Genomic DNA, 21,353 nt, shown 5'->3' with positions numbered 1-21,353 from the left:
CTCCTCCGCGGTGGTCAAGGTTACGACATCGACCGCAGACCTGCTGGATGCCAAAAGCGGTAGTAATGCGGAGATGAACAAATGGCAGAAGTTGGAAGCCGGGCGGGGAGCTCCGAATTACCGGTTGTGGGTCTTTTACCGAGTTGCATGATGAATCTATTCGAAAGCGTTTCGACATTCGCGCTGGGTAACATGAACGAGCCTCCCCAATGCCGCTTGTCGGCGGTGCCAGCGACGATGGAGGGTATCGCCGACCGCACGGCTTCTAATAAGCCTTACCGACGTACGTAGTTGTCCAGGAACGCGAGGTAGGCGTTCTGAGCGGTCACGCGGTTGGTGCGGCCCTGAAAGCCGTGGCCTTCGTCGGGGAACACCACATACTCGACCGGTACGTCGTTCTTCTTCACCGCCGCGACTAGTTCGTCGCTTTCGACCTTGAGGACGCGCGGGTCATTCGCGCCTTGGATGACCAACAGCGGCTTGGTGATCCGTTCGGCATGGAACAGCGGCGAGATGGCGCGGTGGCGCGCTTCGTCGGTCGCGGGGTCTCCCATCTCGTCGTAGAGCGCGATCCGGTTGGCGCCCCACCAGGCAGGGATCGACTTTAGCGTGCGCTGCCAGTTGGTCACGCCGAAGATGTCGATCCCGGCGGTGAACGCGTCGGGGTGAAAGGTGAGCGCTGCCGCCGTCATGTAACCGCCGTACGAACCTCCCATAACCGCAACCTTGTCAGGCGCAATCCAGTCCTGCTTGCGGAGCCATTCGCCCGAGGCGACGATGTCGCGCAGGTCCGCCTCACCATGGTGCTTGTCGTCCATGTGGAAGACGGACTTACCGTAGCCGCTAGACCCGCGATTGTTAGCGGCGAGCACCGCATAGCCGTGATTGACGAGGTGCTGGATCGACGCGCTGTAGCCGCGCCGGCTCTGCCCGCCCGGCCCGCCATGGACATACACGATCGCCGGCACCTTCGCCCCGGCCGATGCGCCCTTGGGGCGGTACAGGATGCCCGGGACCTGGACGCCTCCCTCCGCCGGCACGCGCACCACGGTGGCATCCACCAGGTCGGCCTCGCGGATTGCGGGATTCAGCGCGGTCGTCAGTCGGCGCGCGCGTCCGGTTGCCAAATCCGCCACAAAGACGTCACGCGGCGAGGTGTCGGAAGTGACGGTGAAGGCAATCTGCCTCTCGTCGGGGCCAAAGCGGACTGCGCCGAGGTCCCCCGCCGGAACGCCGGTGAGCACGATCGGCATGCCGGTTTGCGTGTCGGTGATGGTGAGCCGTGTCGTAGCGTCGGCGTTAAGCGCTGATACGCGGTAGCGACCGGAGGGCGAGAAGAAGGCAAACTGGACATCCCAGTCGCCGCGCACCAGCTCCGCCCGCGCCCCCGACGCCAGGTCGAATGTATAGGCGCGCATCCACTCGCCGTCCTGATCGCCAAGGTATATCAGCTTTCCGGAGTCCGGCGTAAAGTCGCTCGCGGCGAATTGGACGTTGCCCTGATGCGGCGTGACGAGCCTGGGCGCGGCGCTCATTGCGGTCAGATCGGCGACGTAAACGTCCGCGTTGGCGCTCGACAGCGTCTTGGTGACCGCTAGCGTTCGGCCGTCTGGGGCGACCGGCCCCACCTGGAAGCTGCCGTCGTTCCTGAACACCATGCGCGGCGTCAGCGTCGCCACGTCGTAAGCGTAGACGTCGTCCGCCGACGCCTCGCGCGCGTTTGACGAGACGAAGAAGGTCGTCCTGTCGTGGTTCCAACCCGCGAAGTCCGCCTTGGTCTTGGCGCCAGGGGTGAGGTCGGTCAGCGTGCCGTCAGGGGCGCGGACGAACAGGTGGGTTAGCTCGTTGCCACCAGTGTCGCTCGAGACAAGCACGCGCGCGTCCTCGGGGAAGGTCGTCACCGCGTAAGTCGCATTGGTGGTCGACCGGGTCAGCGGTACCGGCTTGCCGCCGGAGAGCGGTAGCAGATAGGCGTTGAAGGTTCCGCTCTCGTCCGATGAGACGAGCAGCGACTTGCCGTCGGCGGTGAAGGCGTCATCGCCAACGCCGGCAATCGCGTAGTTGCGTGTCTGGAGGAACTGCTCAGCGGTATAGCGCCGCGGTGTTGGGTCGGCTGCTTCGCTCCGGGTAGATACAATCAGGCTTCCGCCGAGCACCGACGTTGCCAGAAGAAACGCCGCCATCCCCGTCCGCATGATGATTACCCCCCAGTTAGTCGATAAGTTAGAGGAAACACCCGTCCCGGACCTGAGGCAAGGGGAGATCCGCTTACCGCCGCGCGATCCCGGCGGACGCATGTAAGCGCGGCGACAGCTGACCCGATGGTGATGCCAGCGACCGGCCGCCACTTATGGCTTTTGGGTAGTTTCATCATAAGTGGCAGATCTGCGACGGTGCCCTCTCATGAGCTCGGCCCCAGCGGCAGGCGCCAGCGCCGATAGACGAAGCCGAATGCGCCATCGGCAAACTCTTCGTAGGGCAGGGGCAGGCCGGCGACGTAAACGGTATGCAACGTCGGCGAGGGGTATTGCACTCGCCCGTTAAGTCCACAGGCCTCCCAGTTCGAACATGATATGTAAGCACGTGGCGTACCGTCCGGCTTCGCCTGAGACAGCAAGCGCCGTTTCGCCTGCAACGTGCCGGCGTTGCTCATCCGGTCGTGGGTCGGATTGATGACGATATCGGCGGTGAGAATGGCGTCCTCGGCATCCATGTTGACAAACGCAGCGCTGTTGCGGCCATGGACGATGTTGATCTCGCCGCAGATGAGCGCGAACACCGCGTGCTCGCCAACCTCGATCGTGCGGTCGGCGAGCCGGGCGCGAAAGCGGGCCAGCGCTTTACCACCATGATGACGAACCTCGCGACTGGAGCCAAAGGTCTGGCGCCCAAAGCGATGAAGCTCGCCGTCACCATCGATCGCCCACATGGCATGCGAATGGCCAGGATTACGGGGCGTTTGGCCGTCATGGTGGACCTCGGTGATGATCGTACCGCCCCGCGGTTCCTGTTCGATCTCCTGCGCTAGGCGGTGCAGATGCTTGCGGCTGTGCACGGCATAGCCGGCGGTGACGAGCAGGTCGGGGTCGTAGGCGTCCGAGGCCGCCAGGATAAGTCGGACGCGTTCGCGTGGTGCCAGCATCATAACCGGGCCGCAGCGGGCAAACGAAATGGTGCCGACCTCGAGGGATGGTGGCGCAGGGGGCACGGGCACCGGGCTCAGTATTCGCTAGCCAGCATGATGGTCAGCACCCGCAACGTCAGTGCCGCATCTGCCGGGTCAGGCGAGGCGAACTGCATCGCTCGGTCATAATAGTCTATCTTCCAGAATAGCGGCTGGTTTGCCCAGATCAGCACCCCGAAGTCATGTTCGCCGTAAGGGTCATCGTCGGGGGTGAAGGCATCGAAGGTCTGCACCGCGAGGAGGATAGCGGGCAGCGCATCGGGCCCCAGGCCGATAACCCCGGCGGTGGCGATCATCCGGCCGTCGGTTTGATTGGTACGGAACGCGTCGTTGAGTTGCGCCACCGGGTTGATGACCGGGGTGGCGGGGGCGTGCGTCGTCGGCTTCGCTGTCATGCGAATTCTCCGTTTCTATCGATGAAAAGGGTAGGTGGAGGGTGTGACCCTCAGACGAGGCGGATAAGCCGACGCTGTGCGTCGCGGTCGCCTTCAATATAGCATTCGGTCGTGGTGAGGCGCTTGTGTCCGGCCAGTTCCTGCACGTCGCGCAGCGAACCGCCGGTACGCGTCAACAGTCGCGCTGATCGGGTGATGAAGGTACGACGGCCGGAATGGGACGAGCAGCCGTCAAGCGCGAGACTGGCATAGGTGGCGGCGAACCAGTTGACGAGGCTGCGCGGGGTCAGGTGGGTGCCCCGTTCCGAGCGTACGACCGGTCCGACCCGAGGGCGGCCGGCTCGATCGTGCAGGTTACTCAGCGCTTCAACCAGTTGGGGGTGCAAGGGAATGCGACGGGCAAACTTGTTCTTGGCGATGGTCGCGGCGACGAAGATATGATCGCTGATCCGTCCATCCGGTTTTAGCACCATGGGCCAGGTGAGGCCGGCCATTTCGCAGGCGCGTAAGCCTGCCTTGAAGCTCAACAGGACCAGGACGCGATCACGATGGGCATGCCGACGCGTGGCGACGTGACGGAGGATCCGGCGCACGTCACCATGCTCCAGCACCCGGGCGGGGTGTGGCATAGTAATCTCCTGAAGGGGAATCGCAGTGATACCCACTGCGTAATACTATAATAACACACTAGTGCCTGTTTTGCAAATAACCCGGCTGTAGCGTCCGTCAAAGTAGCACAATCTCAAAGATGTAGGAAGAATTCAAACACGGAGAATCTGTTTCTCCGAGCGCTGGCCTATCAGTCGGTACGTAGCGCAGGGCGCAGAAAGGCCGACGTTTTCTGTCTTAAACTTAGTACGCATCCCCATTTGCCATCAATTTATAGCATTGCAATTGTTGGGTTGGTACTAATCGGTGAGACGGTCTGGCCCCACAGCGCCCTATGGAACGTCGAATAGAAATCCTGCACGTATGAACATAATTTAGTCTTCAATACGTGGTGCTTATTATCCCGGTCCTTTTTAAGTGATCGAAGCGCCTATAAAGCACCAAATGCGGCCAGTCCCCGAGAGGTATACGTTAACAGGACCGGAGATTATACACGTTGGGCAGCTTCACGTCGGCGGACCAGAATCCGAACAGTGTGGCACAACCGAGCCTTGCTGGTATACGCAAGGCCGATTGCTGCTAGACCGGTATATGCCCAAAAGATAATGACAATGCTCATTAGAGGTAAAGAGGCTGTTATGACGCTACAGATCAACATAACGCCAAACGGGCGCATGAGCCTGCCTGCTGACGTTCGCAAACGGTTGGGCCTGACGGGTGGCGGTGCGGTATATCTCGACGAAACCGAAGATGGCGTTGTTCTGCGAACCGCCAGCCAGGCGGTGGCAAGGGCGCAGGCGCTGGCCGCGCAATACACCGGCGGTAATCCCGACGCCTCGGTGGACGCATTCCTACAACGGCGTCGTGAGGACAGCGGCGAATGAGCGTGGTTCTCGACGCCTCGGCTCTCATTGCGATGATCAAGGGTGAAAAGGGGTCCGCCAAGGTTGCAGCCGGTATCGCCGGTGCGCGAGTGAGCAGCGTGAACTACGCCGAGGTGGTGACCCACTTCATCCATACCGGAATGCCCGAGCGAGAAGTTGATGCCATGCTTGATCCGCTGCCACTGACGGTAGTGCCGGCCGACAAGGCTTTGGCGCAAATTGCCGGGCGGCTGCGCGCCGTGACTGCCGAGGCGGGCCTCAGCCTTGGTGATCGCTTTTGCCTGGCGCTTGCCCGACGGGATGGGTTGCCTGCTTGGACCAGCGACCAGAACTGGAAGAAGATCGCGGATGCAGTCGAGGTCAAAGTCGTGACGATCCGCTAGAACTTGGCGGGGAAGGGGAGGGGGCAACCACCTGTCGATCCTCTGGAAGCGGAAGGTCTGCATTCTGGTGCAAAAATCGCCTGTCCGCTGTTGGGCGGCGTTTCGGCGAAAGCTGCCGGGCGGCTTCCGACCCAGTTCCCGCCGTTCAGCTAGACCGAGCGCTTTCCCGGAAGCGGCCATTTGTTCACTTTGCTTCCGGCGCGGACCGTGGTGACCGACATTTGGGACTTTCCTGCCAGTCAGCTTTCAGGATCGGAACGGTTGAATGCCGCCGGGCCGCGATTGCTGAAGCCGTAATGCATGTTCTGCGCGACGGCGTTGATGATGCCGTCCGCCTTCGCGGTGCGGATCAGTCGCGATAGAAAGGTTTCGCACCCCAGAAGCGACGTGGGCCGACCTTGTCAGACGGCTTCAATAGATGCGCAGCATTCCAACCTCGCGGTGCTGGACGGTGAAACGATCAGGCATAATGGGCCTTTCGATAGGAAGCAGGATCAGACGCGCGAGCGTCGGCGGGAAGCACGGTGCGTGCGGGCATCACGCAGGGTCGCACCGGGTGTGAGGTGCGCAGCAGGGACCTTGGGGACTGCGACGCGCTGCGACAGATAAATGCCGTTATGACCCGAGCAAAGGTAGGCGACGAAGCATGCGACCGCGATCGGCACAGCATAGGCCGCCCCGAACAATTCGATCCCCATGAAGGTGCAGGCAAGCGGCGTGTTGGCTGCACCCGCGAACAGCGCGACGAAGCCGATCGCCGCGAACACCCCCGTCGGCACTCCAAATATGGGCGCGAGCGCATTGCCGAGCGCCGCGCCGATGAAGAACAGCGGAGTCACCTCCCCGCCTTTGAAGCCGGCACTTAGGGTGACGACGGTGAAAAGCAGCTTCAGCGCCCAGCTCCATGGATGGGTGTCGGGACCAAAGAAGCTGGCGATGGTCAGGCCGTCCGATGACGGGGCGAGCGTGCCAAGGCCGAGATAGTCGCGCGTTCCGAACAGCCAGACCAGTGCGATCACGGTCACGCCACCGATGACGGGTCGTAGTGGGCTATAAGGCACCATGCGCTTCAGCCATCCGCCAAGCGCATGATTGGCCTCCGCAAAAGCTAGTCCGACCAACCCGAATACGACGCCCGCGACGCCAGCCTTGATGACGATTAGAGCGTCGACCGGCACTGTCGCATCGACATGGTAGATACCGTGGTGAATGCCCCAGGCAAGACAGGTCCAGTCGCCGACCAGTGCCGCGACTAGGCACGGCACCAGCGCGCGATACTCGACCCGGCCAATCGCCAGCACCTCCAGCGCGAAGACCGCTCCCGCAATCGGCGTCCCGAACACTGCGCCGAACCCTGCCGCGATCCCGGTCATCAGCAGGATGCGCGTTGCTTGCGTATCCAGCTTGAGGGCGCGCCCGAACCCGCCGGAAAGACTGCCGCCCAGTTGCACGGCGGTGCCTTCGCGTCCCGCCGATCCACCAAACAGATGTGTCACGACCGTGCCGAAGAAGATGAGCGGGGCCATGCGCAGCGGCACGCCGCCCCCCGGTTCATGGATTTGCTCGACGATGAGGTTGTTACCGCCTTCGACCGAGCGCCCTGTCAGATGGTAGAGCAGTCCGACCATGAACCCGCCGATCGGCAGCAGGTAAAGCAGCCAGGGAAAGGCAAAGCGAAGCCGGGTGACGGCATCGAGGCTCCACAAGAAGGCCGCGCAGAGCGTTCCCACCGTTGCGGCCATCGGGACCAGGATCAAAGCCCACCGCAGCACCGACATGGCATGGGTGCGGCGATCGCGAATGAACGCTGCCATGTTGAACTGGTCGTAGAGATTGCGAAATGTCGCGCGCACGATTCCTCCTTGCTGCCTTGCGGCGCCTGGTAGGAATCATCGGCCCTTGCGAGGGCGGTTCGGCCGAATGGCCCGGCGGAAATCCATCGCCGTGCCCGACCATATGCTGTCCGACGGCGACCTGGTCAACCAACGGCAGGGTCACGATGAGACCATTGTTTGCTGAGGATCAATAATTGGCTCACCCATGGAATAAACCCCGACGGGCGTCGTCTACGCTTTCGAGACTGATGCGCCGGAGGCTTATGCGTAGACGAAATTGGATGCTGGGTCTGACTGCTTCGGCCATGCTCACCGGCGCAGTCGCGGCCGCCCCCGCCGATGACTACGCCAGCATGGTATCTGCCGCGATGGACCGGATGATGGCGGGCATGATGGTCAAGCCGTCCGGCGACGTCGACCGCGACTTCGTCGCGATGATGCTTCCGCATCACCAGGGCGCCATTGATATGGCGGTGGCAGAGCTGCGCTACGGCCATAACGAGCAGCTCAAGCGCATTGCGCAGGAGATCATCATCGATCAGCAGCAGGAGATCGCCGCCATGAAGTTGGCGATCGGTCAGCCGCTACCCCCTTCGACGCCAGCCCCGACGCAGGGCGGCGACCACCACAGCCATATGGAGCACTGACATGATCCGGACCTTCCTGCTCTCGGCCGCCTTGCTGATGAGCGCCGCACCGGGCATTGCCATGGCTCAGCAGGCGCCGTGGAACGCCAAGGACGTGCCTGTCAGCCACCGCGACCGCGTCTATGCATCCGAACAATTCTCCAACACGGTGTCGGTAACGGACCCGGCCGACAACAGGTTGCTCGGCGTCATCAAGCTCGGCGATCCGCAGCCGATGAATTTTTCCCCGCTCTACAAGGGGCAGGTGCTGGTTCACGGCCTCGGCTTCTCGCCGGACGGGAAAACACTGGCGGTCGTGTCGATCGGATCCAACGCCGTGTCGTGGATCGACACCGCCACCAACACCGTCAAGCACACGACCTATGTCGGGCGCAGTCCGCATGAGGCGTTCTTCACGCCGGACGGCAAGGAGGTGTGGGTTACGGTACGCGGCGAGGATTACATCGCCGTGCTCGACCCCAAGACGTACAAGGAGACCGGTCGCATCAAGACGCCCGGTGGTCCGGGCATGACGATCTTCTCTCCCGATGGCCGATACGGCTATGTCTGTTCCTCGTTCAATCCGGTGCTGGCCGTGTTCGATGTCTCGACCCACGCGCAGGTCGGACAGGTGGCGCAGCCGAGTCCGTTCTGTCCCAACATCGCCGCGACGCCGGACGGCAAGCAGGTGTGGTTCACGCTGAAGGACATCGGCAAGACGGTCGCATTCGATGCCAAGCCGCCTTTCGCGATCCTCAAGGTGCTGGATACCGGACCGATCACCAATCACGTCAACTTTGCCCGCACGGTCAAGGGACAGTTCGCCTATGTCACGGTGGGCGGGGAAAACGCGGTGAAGGTGTTCCGCACGTCCGACTTCGCGCTTGTCGCCACCATCCCGGTCGGCAAGATGCCGCACGGCGTCTGGCCATCGGGCGACGGCCGGCGCATCTATGTCGGGCTGGAGAATGCCGATGAACTTGCCGCGATCGACACCGCCGGCAACAAGGTCGTTGCCACCGTGCCGGTCGGACAGGCACCGCAGGCGATCGCCTATGTGCCGAACGCTGTTCCGACAGGCCCCGGCACCGACAATCTCCAACCGCTCGGTACGGCAGGCAAGGCGGTGCATCTGAACATGGGGCCGGTTGGCGGCAATGGTGCGGCAAGCAGCATTACCCTCTTCGACCAGGGCATCATTCAGGTCGTGCAGAGTGCCGTTACCGGTTTGCAGCCCAAGAAGCCTTACATGCTCGTGCTCACCGCCAACGCGGACGGCAGCGGTGCGGTAGAGCCGCTTGCGAACTTCATGAGCAATCCGGCAGGTGCGGCGATCGTCAACGCATCGGGTCCGATCCGGCAGATCGTTCAGGGCAGTGCAGCGGCCCCCCGGCGCTTTCTGGCGGTCGCCGAGGTAGTGAATGGCGCACCGGGCCGCATCGTGCAGGTGCAGCGCGACTGAGATGGACCCGCTTGCCGCCGCGATCGAGCCCCTGGTCCCCGGTCTGCGCCGTTATGCCCGGTCGTGGTTGCGCGATCAGGCGATGGCGGATGACCTGGTGCAGGATTGCCTTGAGCGCGCGGTCGGGCGCTGGCGGCAACGACGCGGGACGGAGGTTCGCCCCTGGGTCTATGCAATCCTGCATAATCTGTTGGTCGATCATAAGCGGCAGCATGTCCGGCGAGGTACGGCGGTTCCGCTCCACCTCGTGGACGACGTTGCGCTCGGTCGCCCGGCCGATCAGGACGCAGGCCTGCACCACCGAGACCTGTTGCGCGCACTTGATGCGTTGCCCGAGGAGCAGCGGACGGTGCTGCTCCTCATTTCCGTCGAAGGTCTGTCATATGGGGAAGTCGCTGCCGTCGTCGGTGTGCCGCTGGGAACGGTGATGTCGCGCATATCGCGGGGGCGCGACCGTCTGGCGACGCTCCTCCGGGAGGGTGAACGGCCACGATTAAGGAGTATTCGATGACCAGCCCGATCGGAGAGGACGATCTGGCCGCGTGGATCGATGGCAGGCTGTCGCCCGAGCGGCAGCGTCTGGTCGACGCTTACCTTGAAGGCCAGCCGGACGTGCATGCCCGTTTGCGGGAGCAGGCGGAGCAGGCGCGAGCCCTTGCATCGCTTTTCGCTCCAATCGCGGATGAACCTATCCCGGCGACGATGCGCGTCGCAGCCATCAGGGGACGGCAACGCCAACCGCGTTGGCAACTCGCCATCGCCGCGTCGCTTCTGCTGGCGGTCGGGTTTGGCGGGGGCTGGTCGAGTGCGCGTTGGAGCGGCGAACCCCGCGCGGGCATCGCGGCGCTGGCCAACGAGGCGAGTGACAATTTCCGTGTCTATGCCGCCGACCGGATACGACCGGCGGAAATCGGCCCCGACCAGCGCGCCATGCTGATCCGGTGGACCTCCGCCCGATTGGGTGAGCGCGTGACCATCCCGGACCTCAGCACAGCCGGTTACCGCTATGGCGGGGGGCGATTGGTCGCGACGCCCCACGGCCCTGCGGCTCTTCTCCTCTACGATGGACCGCAAGCGTCCAAGCTCGCGGTGCTGACGAGGCCTATGCAAATCGACAAGAGCGCAAGCATGACCAGCACGTCCAGCGGGACCATGGGCCGGGTCACATGGGCTGTCGACGGGATCGGCTATAGTGTAGTGGGCGAGCGACCCGCTGCCGAGCTGCATCCGATCGCCGATGAGGTCCGGCGCCAGGCCGATGCGGGGCTTGTCTCCTGATAGCGCCTGGCCGCTTCTTAGCGCCGACAGGCACTGGGCGGACCAGCGGGATCACGGCTTGCGCTCGGCATCCTTCCGGTCGGCCTCTGCCGGAGTCAGCCTGGCCCGCTCGCGAATGCGACGTTCGAGCGGAGCGCCCGCGAACAGTACGAGCATCGCAAGGCTCAACCCGCCGATGATGAGCGGCCACACCGCCAACCCTGCTGCCGCGCCGATCGTGGCCGTGACCCAGATGCACGCGGCGGTCGCCAATCCATGCACTTCCTGACCCTGGCCGACCCGCAGCACCGCGCCGGCACCGATGAAGCCGACGCCGGACAGAATGCCCTGCATCGCCCGTCCTGCGGCATCGGCGTTTACGTTCGGCAAGCCACTGTGCACGATCGCCTGCACGGCGATGCAGCTCGCCAGACCGACCAGACCCAGCGTTCGCAATCCCATGATCTGCCGGTTCTCGCGCGAGCGTTCCCAGCCGAGCACCATCCCAGCCGCGGTCGCCACCACCAGCCGCCCGATCGCATCGATCCAGAAGCCGAGGTCCGATGCCGCTGATGCTTCGATCATTCGACCAGCACGTGCACATGATGCCAGGCGGTGCACAGATAGCCGGCGAAGTTCCACACCGTATCCGGCCCCTCGGGCTGACCCTGTCCAGTCTCGTCGAAGGCGCGCACGACAAGGTGCTGGCGCCCCTTGGCGAGCGTGGCGTCGAGGGTCCAGCGCCGCCAACCCCAGTGCGCCTCCGGATCATCGGTGAACGTCGCCTGTTGCCAGTCGCGACCACCGTTTACCGACACTTCGACCCGAGAGACGCGGCGATCATAGGCGATGGCATAGCCCTCGATCCGCACCTCCCCGGCCGGCAGGCTTTCGCCAGAGCCGGGCACGCAGATCGCGGCGTTGAGCGGCATGGCATTGATGGTCAGACCCTGGCTCCAGTCGACGGTGTCGCTCGTCACATCGGCAGGAAAGAGCTTGTAGTCGTGCGCCTGGATCGGTGCGTCGGATGGCGTCTCGCGCACCTCGATCCGTGTCAGCCATTTGGCGCTCCGCACCCCGGCATAGCCCGGCACCACCATGCGGAGCGGTGCGCCGTGTTCGGGCGTCAGCGGCTCGCCGTTCATCGCCCAGGCAATAAGGACGTCGGGTTGCCGCGCCTTGTCCATGGCGATCGAGACCCCGAACAATGCTTCCTCGCCTTCGACGTCCACCTCGTCCGCGCCGGTGAACGCCACGAACAGGTCGGACGCATTCGGCGCACCGACGGCATCCAGTACGTCGGACAGTCGTACGCCGGTCCATTCCGCATTGCCGATCGCGCCCACGTCCCAGGGGTCGCCGGACGTCCTGGCGACCTGCTGAAGATCCGTGCGCCGGTTGCCGGCGCACTGGAGAACTGCCGTCACCGTCCGCGTGGCCAACGCGCTTTTCAGTTCCTCCACCGAGAAGGAGCGGCTCGCCATGCCCGTCCCGCTCACTTCGATCCGGTGATCGGCAGGCAGATCGGGCACTGCACCATGGCTGCGCACGTAGAACAGCGCCTGCGGCGTCAGGAACCGCTCGATCAGCGCGCCGGGCGTCGGCTCGGCGTTGTAGGGATCGGATTTGCGCTCGATCATATCAGTCATGGACGAACCAACGCCGCAAGCGCGCGGATCGCTTCAAGCCTTCAAGACTATCGCAGACGAAGGATTACCGATCGTTCCGATATCCAGATTGGAACAAACAGATCGAACGGTTGGTCGTATCGATCAGTTTGCGCGATACAAGCTGCATGACCCTGGAGCAGCTCAGAATCTTCGTCGGTGTCGCCGAGCGCGAACACGTCACCAAGGCAGCAGAGGTGCTGAACGTCACGCAGTCCGCTGCCTCCGGCGCGGTCGCGGCCCTCGAAGCGCGCTACGGGGTTCCTCTGTTTCACCGCGTCGGGCGTGGCATCCAGCTGACCGAAGCGGGCCGCGGCTTTCTGGAGGAAGCGCGCGCGGTGCTGGGGCGGGCAGCGCATGCCGAGACGATGCTGGCGGACTATGCCGGGCTTGCCCGTGGTTCGTTGCGGATCGTCGCCAGCCAGACGATCGCAAGCTACTGGTTGCCCGCAAGGCTTGCCGCCTTCCACGAGCGCCACCCGCAGATCGCGGTCGAGCTGGCGATCGACAACACCGAAGGCGCGGCAGCGCAGGTCCTTAGCGGAGCGGCGGAACTCGGTTTCGTTGAAGGCGAAGTGGACGAACCAGCGCTGGCGCATTGGGAAGTCGGACGCGATCCGATGGTGCTGGTCGGACGCAGGGACGCCGAGCGTGTCGACGAGGACTGGCTTCGCGCTGCACGCTGGATCGTCCGCGAGCAGGGTTCGGGCACGCGCTCGACCTTCGAGGACGTGCTGCGAACGCGCGGGTTTGATCCGGCCCAGCTGACGGTAGCGATGACGCTGCCGTCCAACGAGGCGGTGCGTACCGCGGTCGAGGCCGGTGCCGGCGTCGCTGTGTTGTCGCGATTGGTCGTCGCACGCGTGCTCGAGGCCGGCGATCTGGTCGAGCTGGCGCTTGAGTTACCCGATCGCGCCTTCCACGCGCTGCGCCACAAGGAACGCTATCGCACCCGCGCGGCCGACGCGCTGACGGACCTCATCAAGGAGCAAGTCGCATGACTGCCGACGCACCTTCGGCCCTGACCGGCCTCAAGCCGCTAAGCAGGCTCGATCACCCGCGCGAGATGATCCGCCAGTTCACACCCAACTGGTTCGCCGCGACCATGGGCACCGGCATCCTCGCTCTCGCGCTGCCGCAGGTGCCCGGCATCGGCCCCGCGCTCAAACCGATTGGCGAGGTGTTGTGGTTCTTCAACATCGCGCTCTTCATCCTGTTCGCCGGTCTCTATGGCGCGCGCTGGGCGATGTTCGGGCATGAGGCACGGCGCATCTTCGGCCACAACACCGTGTCGATGTTCATCGGGACCATCCCGATGGGCTTGGCGACGATCATCAACGGATGCCTCGCCTTCGGGATCGCGCGGTTCGGTAACGGCATCGTGCCGGTCGCACACGTCCTGTGGTGGATCGACGTCGCCATGTCGCTCGCCTGCGGCGTGTTGATCCCCTACCTGATGTTTACCCGCCACGAGCACAGCCTGGACGGCATGACCGCGGTGTGGCTGCTGCCGGTCGTCGCAGCCGAAGTGGCGGGTGCCAGCGGCGGGCTACTCGCACCGCATTTGGCCGATCCCCACGCGCAAATCGTGACGCTCGCGACTTCCTATGTGCTGTGGGCCTATTCGGTGCCGGTCGCGTTCGGCATCCTCGCCATCCTGATCCTGCGCATGGCGCTCCACAAGCTTCCGCACGAGAGCATGGCAGCATCCTCCTGGCTGGCGCTGGGGCCGATCGGCACTGGGGCGCTGGGTATGCTGGTGCTCGGGGCGGATGCGCCGGCGATCCTCGCTGCGCACGGGCTGGCCGGTGTCGGTGCCGTCGCGCAAGGGATCGGCGTCGTCGCCGGGCTCTGCCTGTGGGGTTTCGGCCTGTGGTGGCTGGCGCTCGCGACGCTCATCACCATCCGCTACTGGCGCGCCGGCGTCCCATTCAACCTTGGCTGGTGGGGCTATACCTTCCCGCTCGGCGTCTACACCGTCGCCACCTTCCGCCTCGGTACGACGCTGAACCTAGGCTTCTTCGGTATTGTCGGCACAGTGCTGACGGTCGCGCTCGCGGCGATGTGGCTCCTGGTCGGTGCCAAGACACTCGCCGGAGCATGGCGCGGCAACCTGTTCGTCTCGCCCTGCATCGCTACCCCGAACTGATCCACCCTGATGATCGGATCAATCGGTCCGATCACTTGCAGAACGCCGCTTCGAACCGCCAGCGTGGCTGGCCACAGGAGAGCCTTGTCATGGACAATTTTGACGCCGCGCTGGCGAGTGAAACCAGCCGTCGCCGCTTTCTCAGGCGTACGGCGCTCGGCACCGCCGGCCTTGCCGCAGCACCTGCGCTGGCGCAGCAGCTCGTCGACCTGAAGCTGCCTGGCGGCAATGCCGAGCGGCCGATGACCAGCGCCTTTCCTGGCAAGGGCAGCATGATCCTCCAACGCATCCATCCTCCGCTGTTGGAGACGCCGATGGACGTGTTCGACAAGTCGGTGTTCACGCCCAACGACCAGTTCTTCGTTCGCTGGCACTGGGCCGACATTCCAACCTCGATCGACGTCGAGAGCTTCCGCCTCAACGTCTTCGGCCACGTCAACCGACCGCTGTCGATTAGCCTCGCCCAACTGCTGCGCCTGCCGCGGGTCGAGATGGCGGCGGTCAACCAGTGTTCGGGCAACAGCCGTGGGCTGTTCCAGCCCCGGGTCGCCGGCGCGCAATGGGGCAACGGCGCGATGGGCAATGCCAAATGGCTCGGCGTGCGCCTGCGCGACGTGCTGGACCTCGCGGGGGTCAAGGCAGGCGCGGTACAGGTGCGCTTTGGCGCGCTCGATCAGCCGGTTGTGGCGGACGCCCCTGACTTCGAGAAGGCGCTCGACATCGACCATGCCCGCGACGGCGAAGTGATGATCGCCTTCGGCATGAACGGCGAGCAGCTGCCGCTCCTCAACGGCTTTCCCTGCCGGCTGATCGTCCCGGGCTGGTATTCGACCTACTGGGTCAAGATGCTGAACGCGATCGAGGTACTGCCCGGCCTTGACGACCAGTATTGGATGGCCAAGGCCTACAAGATACCGGCGACACCCGGCGCGAATGTCGCGCCCGGTGCCAAGGACTTCCCGACCGTGCCGATCAATCGCATGATCCCGCGCAGCTGGATGACCAGCCTGCCCGATGGCCAGGCGATCGCCTATGAGGCGTCGATCCCGGTCGGCGGCATCGCGATGGGCGGCGATTGCGGCGTCGCCAAGGTCGATGTCTCGTCGGATGGTGGGCGCACTTGGTACAAGACGACGCTCGGTGTGGACGAGGGCAGGTACAGCTTCCGTCGGTGGGATGGTCGCGTGCCGCTTAGGCGCGGTCCCAACCCCATCATGGTGCGCTGCTGGAACGCCAACGGTGTCGCTCAGCCGATGAAGCCGATCTGGAACCCCGGCGGGTTCATGCGCGGCAACATCGAAACCACCACCATCATCGCGGCCTGAGGAGCGAGTAGCATGAAGACCCCGTCTTCCGGCATCATGGCCGCTGGCCTGATCGGCCTGACCGGCATTATCCTCGTCTCGATCGGGGCGCCGAGCAGCCGCAAGGCGCCTGCCCCGATCTCCGAGACATCCGAGCCGGCACCGCCCACCAGCGTCTCAGCCCGCGGCTTTTCGCTCGCCTCGACCAGCGTCGACCTGCCGGTCGATGACGTTACCTACCCCGATGGTCCGCACGCCGACGTCATCAACGCCAACTGCACTTCGTGCCACTCGGCCAGCATGGCGCTGACCCAGCCTGCGCTATCGGCGGATCAGTGGAAGGCGACCGTCACCAAGATGCGTGAAGTGTACAAGGCTCCGGTGGCCGAGAAGGACGTCAACGCGATCGTCGCCTATCTCATCGCTATGCCGAGCCAGAAGGCGGCACCCGCGACAGGCAAGGCACAGGATCCCGACCCCAAGGCGGCTCCCGATGTCTCAGGTGGAACAGGCTAACCGATCTCCTTCCATAATCCCGAAATACCATCGTTTGTGGGACGGTCGCCAGCAGTGAACTGCAACGCGCCGACACTGCCTTGCGAGCCGACAGAAGGAAGAGCTTCAACCCTCAATGAAGCTTCATCGGTGCCGTTTGGTAGGGTGCCGTTTGGTCCTCCTTGGTTAGGACTCCAGGCGGACCAAAGGGCCGATCCGAGCTAAATTCTTAATGTCCCTTTTTGGCGGAAATCGGACCGGCCAGAGTAGGAACGCAGAGGGTATACCTAAAAAGCACTAGCAAAAATTCGATCAATGTCGCGGGAAAGCAGGGGAGGGGAGCCAAGTGTCGCACCCGGCTCTAGCTTAATTTATTATATCGTCTATGCTGGATATATGGAAAGCAACACCGCGATCGCTGCGCTTAGCGCACTAGCGCAAGGAACACGGCTCGACGTGTTCCGCCTACTGGTTCAGCACGAGCCAGACGGCGTCGCTGCGGGCGATATTGCTCGGCAGCTCGATGTGCCGCAAAACACGATGTCGGCGCACCTTGGCATCCTCGCGCGTGCGGGCTTGGTCCGCTCTGAACGGCATAGCCGCTCCATCGTCTACCGCGCAGATCTGGGCGGACTGCGAGCACTGACCCTGTTCCTCGTCAAAGACTGCTGCGCCGGCTCGCCCGAACTGTGCGCGCCACTGCTGGCCGAACTCACCCCCTGCTGCTGAAAGGACGCCCCGTGGCCGTCGATATCGTGATCTATCTCAACCCCGAGTGCGGCACGTCGCGCAACACGCTGGCGATGATCCGGAATGCCGGCATCGAGCCGCATATAGTCGAATATCTGAAGACGCCGCCCTCGCGCGCGCTGCTGGTCGAGCTGATCGATCGCGCCGGGATCACGCCCCGCGATCTGCTGCGTGAGAAAGGCACGCCCTATGCGGAGCTAGGCTTGGGCGACACGTCGCTGTCCGACGACGTGCTGGTGGACGCTATGATGGCGCATCCGGTCCTCATCAACCGGCCGCTGGTTGTCTCTCCGGTCGGCGTGAAGCTGTGCCGACCGTCCGAAGCGGTCCTTGATCTGCTGCCCGAGCCGCAACAGGGGGCGTTTGCCAAGGAAGACGGCGAAAAGGTCGTGGACGCCTCGGGTCAGCGCATCGCCTGATGCTGCTCGCGCTTGCTATCTTCGTCGTCACGATTGCGCTCGTCATCTGGCAACCCAAGGGCCTCGGCATCGGGTGGAGCGCGCTGGGCGGTGCAACCGTTGCGCTGCTCGTCGGCGTCGTCTCGCTCTCCGATGTGCCGGTGGTGTGGGGCATCGTCTGGAATGCGACCGCGACGTTCGTCGCGATCATCATCGTCAGCCTGTTGCTCGATGAAGCCGGGTTCTTCGAATGGGCGGCGCTCCATGTCGCGCGCTGGGGCGGGGGGCATGGTCGCCGGCTGTTCGTGCTGATCGTGCTGCTCGGCGCGGCGGTGTCGGCACTGTTCGCCAACGATGGCGCGGCCCTGATCCTGACGCCGATCGTCATCGCGATGCTGCGCGCCTTGGGATACAAGGACAAGGCGACGCTGGCGTTCGTCATGGCGGCGGGGTTCATTGCCGATACCGCCAGCCTGCCGCTGATCGTTTCCAACCTCGTCAACATCGTGTCGGCCGACTTCTTCCGGATCGGCTTTGCCGATTATGCCTCGGTAATGGTGCCGGTCGATCTGGCGTCGATCGCCGCGACGTTGGTCGCGCTGTTGCTGTTCTTCCGGCGCGACATACCGGGCAGCTATGATGTGGCTCAGCTCCGCGCGCCCGCTGACGCGATCCGCGATCCTGCCACGTTCAAGGCGGGCTGGGTCGTTCTCGCCCTGCTGCTCGCCGGCTTCTTCCTGCTCGAACCGATCGGCGTGCCGGTCAGCGCCGTGGCCGCTACCGGTGCGGTCCTCCTGCTCGTCATCGCCGCGCGCGGACACGTTATCCAGACCCGCAAGGTGCTGGCCGGCGCTCCGTGGCAGGTCGTGATCTTCTCGCTCGGCATGTACCTGGTCGTTTACGGCCTGCGGAATGCTGGACTGACTGACCACCTTGCCAGCCTGCTCGATCGCACCGCGCAAGGCGGCGTGTGGGGTGCGGCGTTCGGGACCGGGATCATTGCCGCGCTGCTGTCATCAGTGATGAACAACATGCCGACCGTTCTGGTGGGGGGGCTGTCGATCGACGCGACGCACGCCACAGGCGCGATCAAGGAAGCGATGATCTACGCCAACGTGATCGGCTGCGACCTCGGTCCGAAGATCACGCCGATCGGCTCACTCGCGACGCTGCTCTGGCTGCATGTCCTCGGGCAAAAGGGCATCCGGATCGGCTGGGGCTATTACTTCAAGGTTGGCGCGACACTGACGATCCCGGTGCTGCTGGTAACGCTCGCGGCACTCGCGATCAGGATCAGCATGGTATGACGGCACTCGTCTACCTTGCCGCGTCGCTTGCGGAAATCGCGGGCTGCTTTGCCTTTTGGGCATGGTTGCGGCTGGACAAATCGCCCCTGTGGCTGGCTCCGGGCGTGGTCTCGCTAATGCTGTTCGCCTGGCTGCTGACACGTGTGGATAGCGATGCAGCGGGGAGGGCCTATGCTGCCTATGGCGGCGTCTATATCTGCGCATCGCTGGTCTGGCTGTGGGCTGTCGAAGGGGTGAGGCCCGATCGCTGGGACGCGGGCGGAGCCGCACTGTGCCTGATCGGCACCTGCATCATTCTGCTTGGCCCAAGGACCGCCTGATGCCGCTCCGTATTCTTTCCGATCCTGATAATCTGCCCGCGCTCGATCGGCGCTATGCGCTCGATCGTCCTGCCCTTGGGCTGGGCGCTGGTGATCCGCCTCCGCGCATCTTGCTGCTCTACGGCTCCCTGCGGGAGCGGTCGTTCTCGCGACTGTGTGTGGAAGAAGCTGCTCGCCTGCTGCAATTCTTCGGCTGCGAAACGCGGATCTTCGATCCTTCGACCCTGCCGCTACCCGACCAAGTGACGGGGGACGATCACCCGGCCGTCCACGAACTGCGCGAACTGTCGATGTGGTCGGAAGGGCATGTGTGGTGCAGCCCCGAGCGGCACGGCCAGATTACCGGGATCATGAAGCTGCAAGTCGATCACCTGCCGCTGTCGATGGGGGGGATGCGCCCAACGCAGGGCCGCACGCTCGCCGTCATGCAGGTGTCGGCCGGATCGCAGTCGTTCAACAGCGTGAACACGCTGCGCGTCCTTGGCCGTTGGATGCGGATGGTGACGATCCCCAACCAATCCAGCGTCGCGAAGGCGTTTGCCGAGTTCGACGAAAGCGATCGAATGAAGCCTTCGGCCTACTATGATCGGATCGTGGACGTGATGGAGGAATTGGTACGCTTCACGATCCTGCTACGCCCGCACACCGCACAACTGGTCGATCGCTATTCCGAACGAAAGGAGGCAGGCGTGCCGATTGATAGCGCCACGGACCTTTCGAGCATCGCAACCTCACCAACGTATCGGAAAGGCGAGTAAAGTCCGCTTAGTGTGGCAAACCGCTCCTGCGACATTGTGCATCACGAAGTGTGCTTCTAGATGCATGCAATGAAACGCCGGGCTCGCCCACTCTCCAAGATATTGCATTCCATGGCGTTTTTCGTCCTGGCAGTGATGTTACTGGTCCGGCTTGGTCCGCTCTGCGAGACGATGGCGATGGCCGCGCCTCCGGCTGCGTCCGCGATGATGGACTGCGCCAGCAAATCAGCAGGCGCTCCCGTCAAAAAGGCGCCTGCGTCGGCCTGCGCCATACCGTGCGTTGCAGTTGCCGGCGAAACCGTCGAACATATCGAGCTGGTTCCGTCCTCCCGTCTATCGCCATGGCCGGCTCCACAGACGGGCCTTTTAGGCATGGCATACGCTCCGGCCACACCCCCTCCGCAAACCGTGTGAAATTGAACACCATCACACGTAAATTTCGGAGAATATCATGACCAAGTTCAAGCTCATCAGCGCTGCTTTCGCCCTCACCCTGTCGACTGGCGCATTCGCCGCTGTCGCCAATTGCTGCGCCGACATGGCGTGCTGCAAGGACGGTGCGGACTGCTGCAAGGATGGCGCAAAAGCCAAGGCTGCTGACTGCTGCGATCATGCCAAGGGCGGCATGAAGCACGGCTAAAGGATGGATAGGGGCGGGCAACCGCCCCTATTTTCTAGTCTACGTCTATTCGGCGCGGCACGCCGTCCCGCCACGGTCGCTGCGACGAGCGAAGAGTTACCCGCAAGGTTGAGGCTCTCCCCCGAACCGCATCCATCGTTCGTCCCATCTCGCGCGCAATTACCGCCAGCGTCTGCCTGGCCTCGATACGCCGACGAAGCTCGGCGTCATCATCATCGGTCCAGGACGTTCCACGTCGAGCGGTCAGCCCAATACCTCCTCAATCAGGAGCAATCCCAGAAACCCGATGAAGAACATCGCGCTGATAAGCGGGGTGTCAGGCTTCTCGTGCGCCTCGACCAATAGCTCCTCCGTCACGAGGTAGAGCAGCGCCATTAGACCGAAACTGAGAAACCCGGCGATGACGACGGGCGGAAACGTCGCAACGGGAGTCGCTATCGCCGCACCGATCGGCAGCAACAAGGCGATCCCCATCGTAATCCCGATGATACGTGTCTTGGACTTGATCGTCTCACCCAACTCGGTCGTCACGGTCAGTCCGAGAAACAGCACCTCCAGCGTCAACGCGATCGTCAGCAACACGCCGGCCTTCCCGCCAGCGACGAACGCCAGCCCGAGAACAAGCCCGTCGATCAGGATATCGACTGCAACGGCCCCGAGCATCGCGATCGGTCCACTGGCGCGACCCTCAAGGGCTTTGAGCGACAGCATCACGAGGATGCCTAGCGCGCCGCCTGTGAATGTCGCGATCGGCGAGCCTTCGTGCATCACCTGCGGCAGGATCTCGGCAGCCGCTGCGGCGAACACGACTCCTGCCGCCAAGTGCTGCATGGCGCTTACGAAGGCATCGCTTGGCCGTCTCGATACCGCGAATAGCGAGCCGATCAGTACGGCAACGACGGGAATGAGCGTGAAGGCAACGGCCTGCAT

Annotated in this window: 24 protein-coding genes and 1 riboswitch; of the genes, 16 read left to right on the top strand and 8 right to left on the bottom strand. The window is 63.7% G+C overall.

Annotated elements, in window-relative coordinates:
* Nucleotides 1–275: 275 nt before the first annotated feature.
* The 4 genes from ASG67_RS16985 to ASG67_RS16970 form a co-directional block, all read right to left on the bottom strand.
* Nucleotides 276–2,183 carry an alpha/beta hydrolase family protein gene (locus ASG67_RS16985; protein ID WP_056532593.1) on the bottom strand — a complete coding sequence of 636 codons (1,908 nt, stop codon included), beginning with the start codon at nucleotides 2,181–2,183 and terminating at the stop codon, nucleotides 276–278.
* A 218-nt stretch (nucleotides 2,184–2,401) separates the two neighbouring features.
* Nucleotides 2,402–3,145: a hypothetical protein gene (locus ASG67_RS16980; protein WP_056532590.1), complete on the bottom strand. Its 744-nt coding sequence runs from the start codon at nucleotides 3,143–3,145 to the stop codon at nucleotides 2,402–2,404.
* Nucleotides 3,146–3,219: 74 nt separating this feature from the next.
* Nucleotides 3,220–3,579, bottom strand: a complete 360-nt coding sequence (locus ASG67_RS16975) for a DUF3768 domain-containing protein (protein WP_056532587.1) — start codon at nucleotides 3,577–3,579, stop codon at nucleotides 3,220–3,222.
* Between the two features lie 50 nt (nucleotides 3,580–3,629).
* Nucleotides 3,630–4,208 (bottom strand): tyrosine-type recombinase/integrase, encoded by a 579-nt coding sequence (locus tag ASG67_RS16970; protein ID WP_056532584.1) that lies wholly within the window; start codon nucleotides 4,206–4,208, stop codon nucleotides 3,630–3,632.
* Nucleotides 4,209–4,826: 618 nt separating this feature from the next.
* On the opposite strand from ASG67_RS16970, the gene ASG67_RS16965 reads away from it, so the two are divergent.
* Together ASG67_RS16965 and ASG67_RS16960 are read left to right on the top strand one after the other, a co-directional pair.
* On the top strand, nucleotides 4,827–5,072 hold the full coding sequence (locus ASG67_RS16965; protein ID WP_056025358.1) for an AbrB/MazE/SpoVT family DNA-binding domain-containing protein: 246 nt from the start codon (nucleotides 4,827–4,829) through the stop codon (nucleotides 5,070–5,072).
* Entirely contained in the window at nucleotides 5,069–5,455 is a 387-nt protein-coding gene (locus ASG67_RS16960) for a type II toxin-antitoxin system VapC family toxin (RefSeq protein ID WP_056532581.1), read from the top strand. The genes ASG67_RS16965 and ASG67_RS16960 overlap by 4 nt, the downstream gene beginning before the upstream one ends.
* Nucleotides 5,456–5,949: 494 nt before the next feature.
* Here the strand turns inward: ASG67_RS16960 and ASG67_RS16955 are convergent, their stop codons facing one another.
* Nucleotides 5,950–7,308: a voltage-gated chloride channel family protein gene (locus tag ASG67_RS16955; protein WP_056532579.1), complete on the bottom strand. Its 1,359-nt coding sequence runs from the start codon at nucleotides 7,306–7,308 to the stop codon at nucleotides 5,950–5,952.
* A gap of 23 nt (nucleotides 7,309–7,331) precedes the next feature.
* Nucleotides 7,332–7,408, bottom strand: a riboswitch (Fluoride riboswitch).
* A 163-nt stretch (nucleotides 7,409–7,571) separates the two neighbouring features.
* On the opposite strand from ASG67_RS16955, the gene ASG67_RS16950 reads away from it, so the two are divergent.
* Genes ASG67_RS16950 through ASG67_RS16935 form a run of 4 tightly spaced genes read left to right on the top strand, consistent with a single transcriptional unit; the run spans nucleotide 7,572 to nucleotide 10,656 of the window.
* A complete protein-coding gene (locus ASG67_RS16950) occupies nucleotides 7,572–7,937 on the top strand; it encodes a DUF305 domain-containing protein (protein ID WP_235535272.1) in 366 nt (121 codons plus the stop codon).
* Nucleotide 7,938: 1 nt separating this feature from the next.
* Entirely contained in the window at nucleotides 7,939–9,378 is a 1,440-nt protein-coding gene (locus ASG67_RS16945; protein ID WP_056532576.1) for a YncE family protein, read from the top strand.
* Between the two features lies 1 nt (nucleotide 9,379).
* A complete protein-coding gene (locus ASG67_RS16940) occupies nucleotides 9,380–9,889 on the top strand; it encodes an RNA polymerase sigma factor (RefSeq protein ID WP_055982122.1) in 510 nt (169 codons plus the stop codon).
* Complete coding sequence (locus ASG67_RS16935) at nucleotides 9,886–10,656, top strand: anti-sigma factor family protein (RefSeq protein WP_056025200.1); 771 nt, start codon at nucleotides 9,886–9,888, stop codon at nucleotides 10,654–10,656. Before ASG67_RS16940 ends, ASG67_RS16935 begins: the two co-directional genes overlap by 4 nt.
* Before the next feature lie 51 nt (nucleotides 10,657–10,707).
* On the opposite strand, the gene ASG67_RS16930 is transcribed toward ASG67_RS16935, so the two are convergent.
* Nucleotides 10,708–11,220 (bottom strand): MgtC/SapB family protein, encoded by a 513-nt coding sequence (locus ASG67_RS16930; RefSeq protein WP_052149081.1) that lies wholly within the window; start codon nucleotides 11,218–11,220, stop codon nucleotides 10,708–10,710.
* Nucleotides 11,217–12,284: a sulfite oxidase gene (locus tag ASG67_RS16925; protein WP_056532573.1), complete on the bottom strand. Its 1,068-nt coding sequence runs from the start codon at nucleotides 12,282–12,284 to the stop codon at nucleotides 11,217–11,219. The genes ASG67_RS16930 and ASG67_RS16925 overlap by 4 nt, the downstream gene beginning before the upstream one ends.
* A 146-nt stretch (nucleotides 12,285–12,430) precedes the next feature.
* On the opposite strand from ASG67_RS16925, the gene ASG67_RS16920 reads away from it, so the two are divergent.
* From ASG67_RS16920 to ASG67_RS16875, 10 genes are all read left to right on the top strand, one after another.
* Entirely contained in the window at nucleotides 12,431–13,303 is an 873-nt protein-coding gene (locus tag ASG67_RS16920; protein ID WP_056532570.1) for a LysR family transcriptional regulator, read from the top strand.
* Nucleotides 13,300–14,451 (top strand): TDT family transporter, encoded by a 1,152-nt coding sequence (locus ASG67_RS16915; RefSeq protein ID WP_056532567.1) that lies wholly within the window; start codon nucleotides 13,300–13,302, stop codon nucleotides 14,449–14,451. The genes ASG67_RS16920 and ASG67_RS16915 overlap by 4 nt, the downstream gene beginning before the upstream one ends.
* Nucleotides 14,452–14,540: 89 nt before the next feature.
* Nucleotides 14,541–15,776: a molybdopterin-dependent oxidoreductase gene (locus ASG67_RS16910; RefSeq protein WP_056532709.1), complete on the top strand. Its 1,236-nt coding sequence runs from the start codon at nucleotides 14,541–14,543 to the stop codon at nucleotides 15,774–15,776.
* Between the two features lie 12 nt (nucleotides 15,777–15,788).
* Nucleotides 15,789–16,271 carry a c-type cytochrome gene (locus tag ASG67_RS16905; RefSeq protein WP_056532564.1) on the top strand — a complete coding sequence of 161 codons (483 nt, stop codon included), beginning with the start codon at nucleotides 15,789–15,791 and terminating at the stop codon, nucleotides 16,269–16,271.
* 375 nt (nucleotides 16,272–16,646) lie between these two features.
* Nucleotides 16,647–16,979, top strand: a complete 333-nt coding sequence (locus ASG67_RS18590) for an ArsR/SmtB family transcription factor (RefSeq protein WP_056015375.1) — start codon at nucleotides 16,647–16,649, stop codon at nucleotides 16,977–16,979.
* Between the two features lie 11 nt (nucleotides 16,980–16,990).
* A complete protein-coding gene (gene arsC, locus ASG67_RS16900) occupies nucleotides 16,991–17,419 on the top strand; it encodes an arsenate reductase (glutaredoxin) (RefSeq protein ID WP_082445131.1) in 429 nt (142 codons plus the stop codon).
* Nucleotides 17,419–18,705: an arsenic transporter gene (locus ASG67_RS16895; RefSeq protein WP_056532561.1), complete on the top strand. Its 1,287-nt coding sequence runs from the start codon at nucleotides 17,419–17,421 to the stop codon at nucleotides 18,703–18,705. The genes arsC and ASG67_RS16895 overlap by 1 nt, the downstream gene beginning before the upstream one ends.
* Nucleotides 18,702–19,025 carry a YnfA family protein gene (locus ASG67_RS16890; protein ID WP_056015373.1) on the top strand — a complete coding sequence of 108 codons (324 nt, stop codon included), beginning with the start codon at nucleotides 18,702–18,704 and terminating at the stop codon, nucleotides 19,023–19,025. The genes ASG67_RS16895 and ASG67_RS16890 overlap by 4 nt, the downstream gene beginning before the upstream one ends.
* Nucleotides 19,025–19,783, top strand: a complete 759-nt coding sequence (arsH, locus tag ASG67_RS16885; protein ID WP_056532559.1) for an arsenical resistance protein ArsH — start codon at nucleotides 19,025–19,027, stop codon at nucleotides 19,781–19,783. Before ASG67_RS16890 ends, arsH begins: the two co-directional genes overlap by 1 nt.
* A gap of 451 nt (nucleotides 19,784–20,234) precedes the next feature.
* On the top strand, nucleotides 20,235–20,423 hold the full coding sequence (locus tag ASG67_RS16875; RefSeq protein WP_041394287.1) for a hypothetical protein: 189 nt from the start codon (nucleotides 20,235–20,237) through the stop codon (nucleotides 20,421–20,423).
* Between the two features lie 243 nt (nucleotides 20,424–20,666).
* Here ASG67_RS16875 and ASG67_RS16870 read toward each other — a convergent pair whose 3' ends face one another.
* The gene (locus tag ASG67_RS16870; protein ID WP_056532557.1) at nucleotides 20,667–21,353 is read right to left on the bottom strand and encodes a ZIP family metal transporter; all 687 of its coding nucleotides are present in this window, start codon (nucleotides 21,351–21,353) and stop codon (nucleotides 20,667–20,669) included.

Source organism: Sphingomonas sp. Leaf339, assembly GCF_001426195.1.
Classification (GTDB): domain Bacteria; phylum Pseudomonadota; class Alphaproteobacteria; order Sphingomonadales; family Sphingomonadaceae; genus Sphingomonas.
The sequence above is the reverse complement of the archived record's forward strand: the minus strand, read 5'-3'. Positions and strand labels throughout refer to the sequence as shown.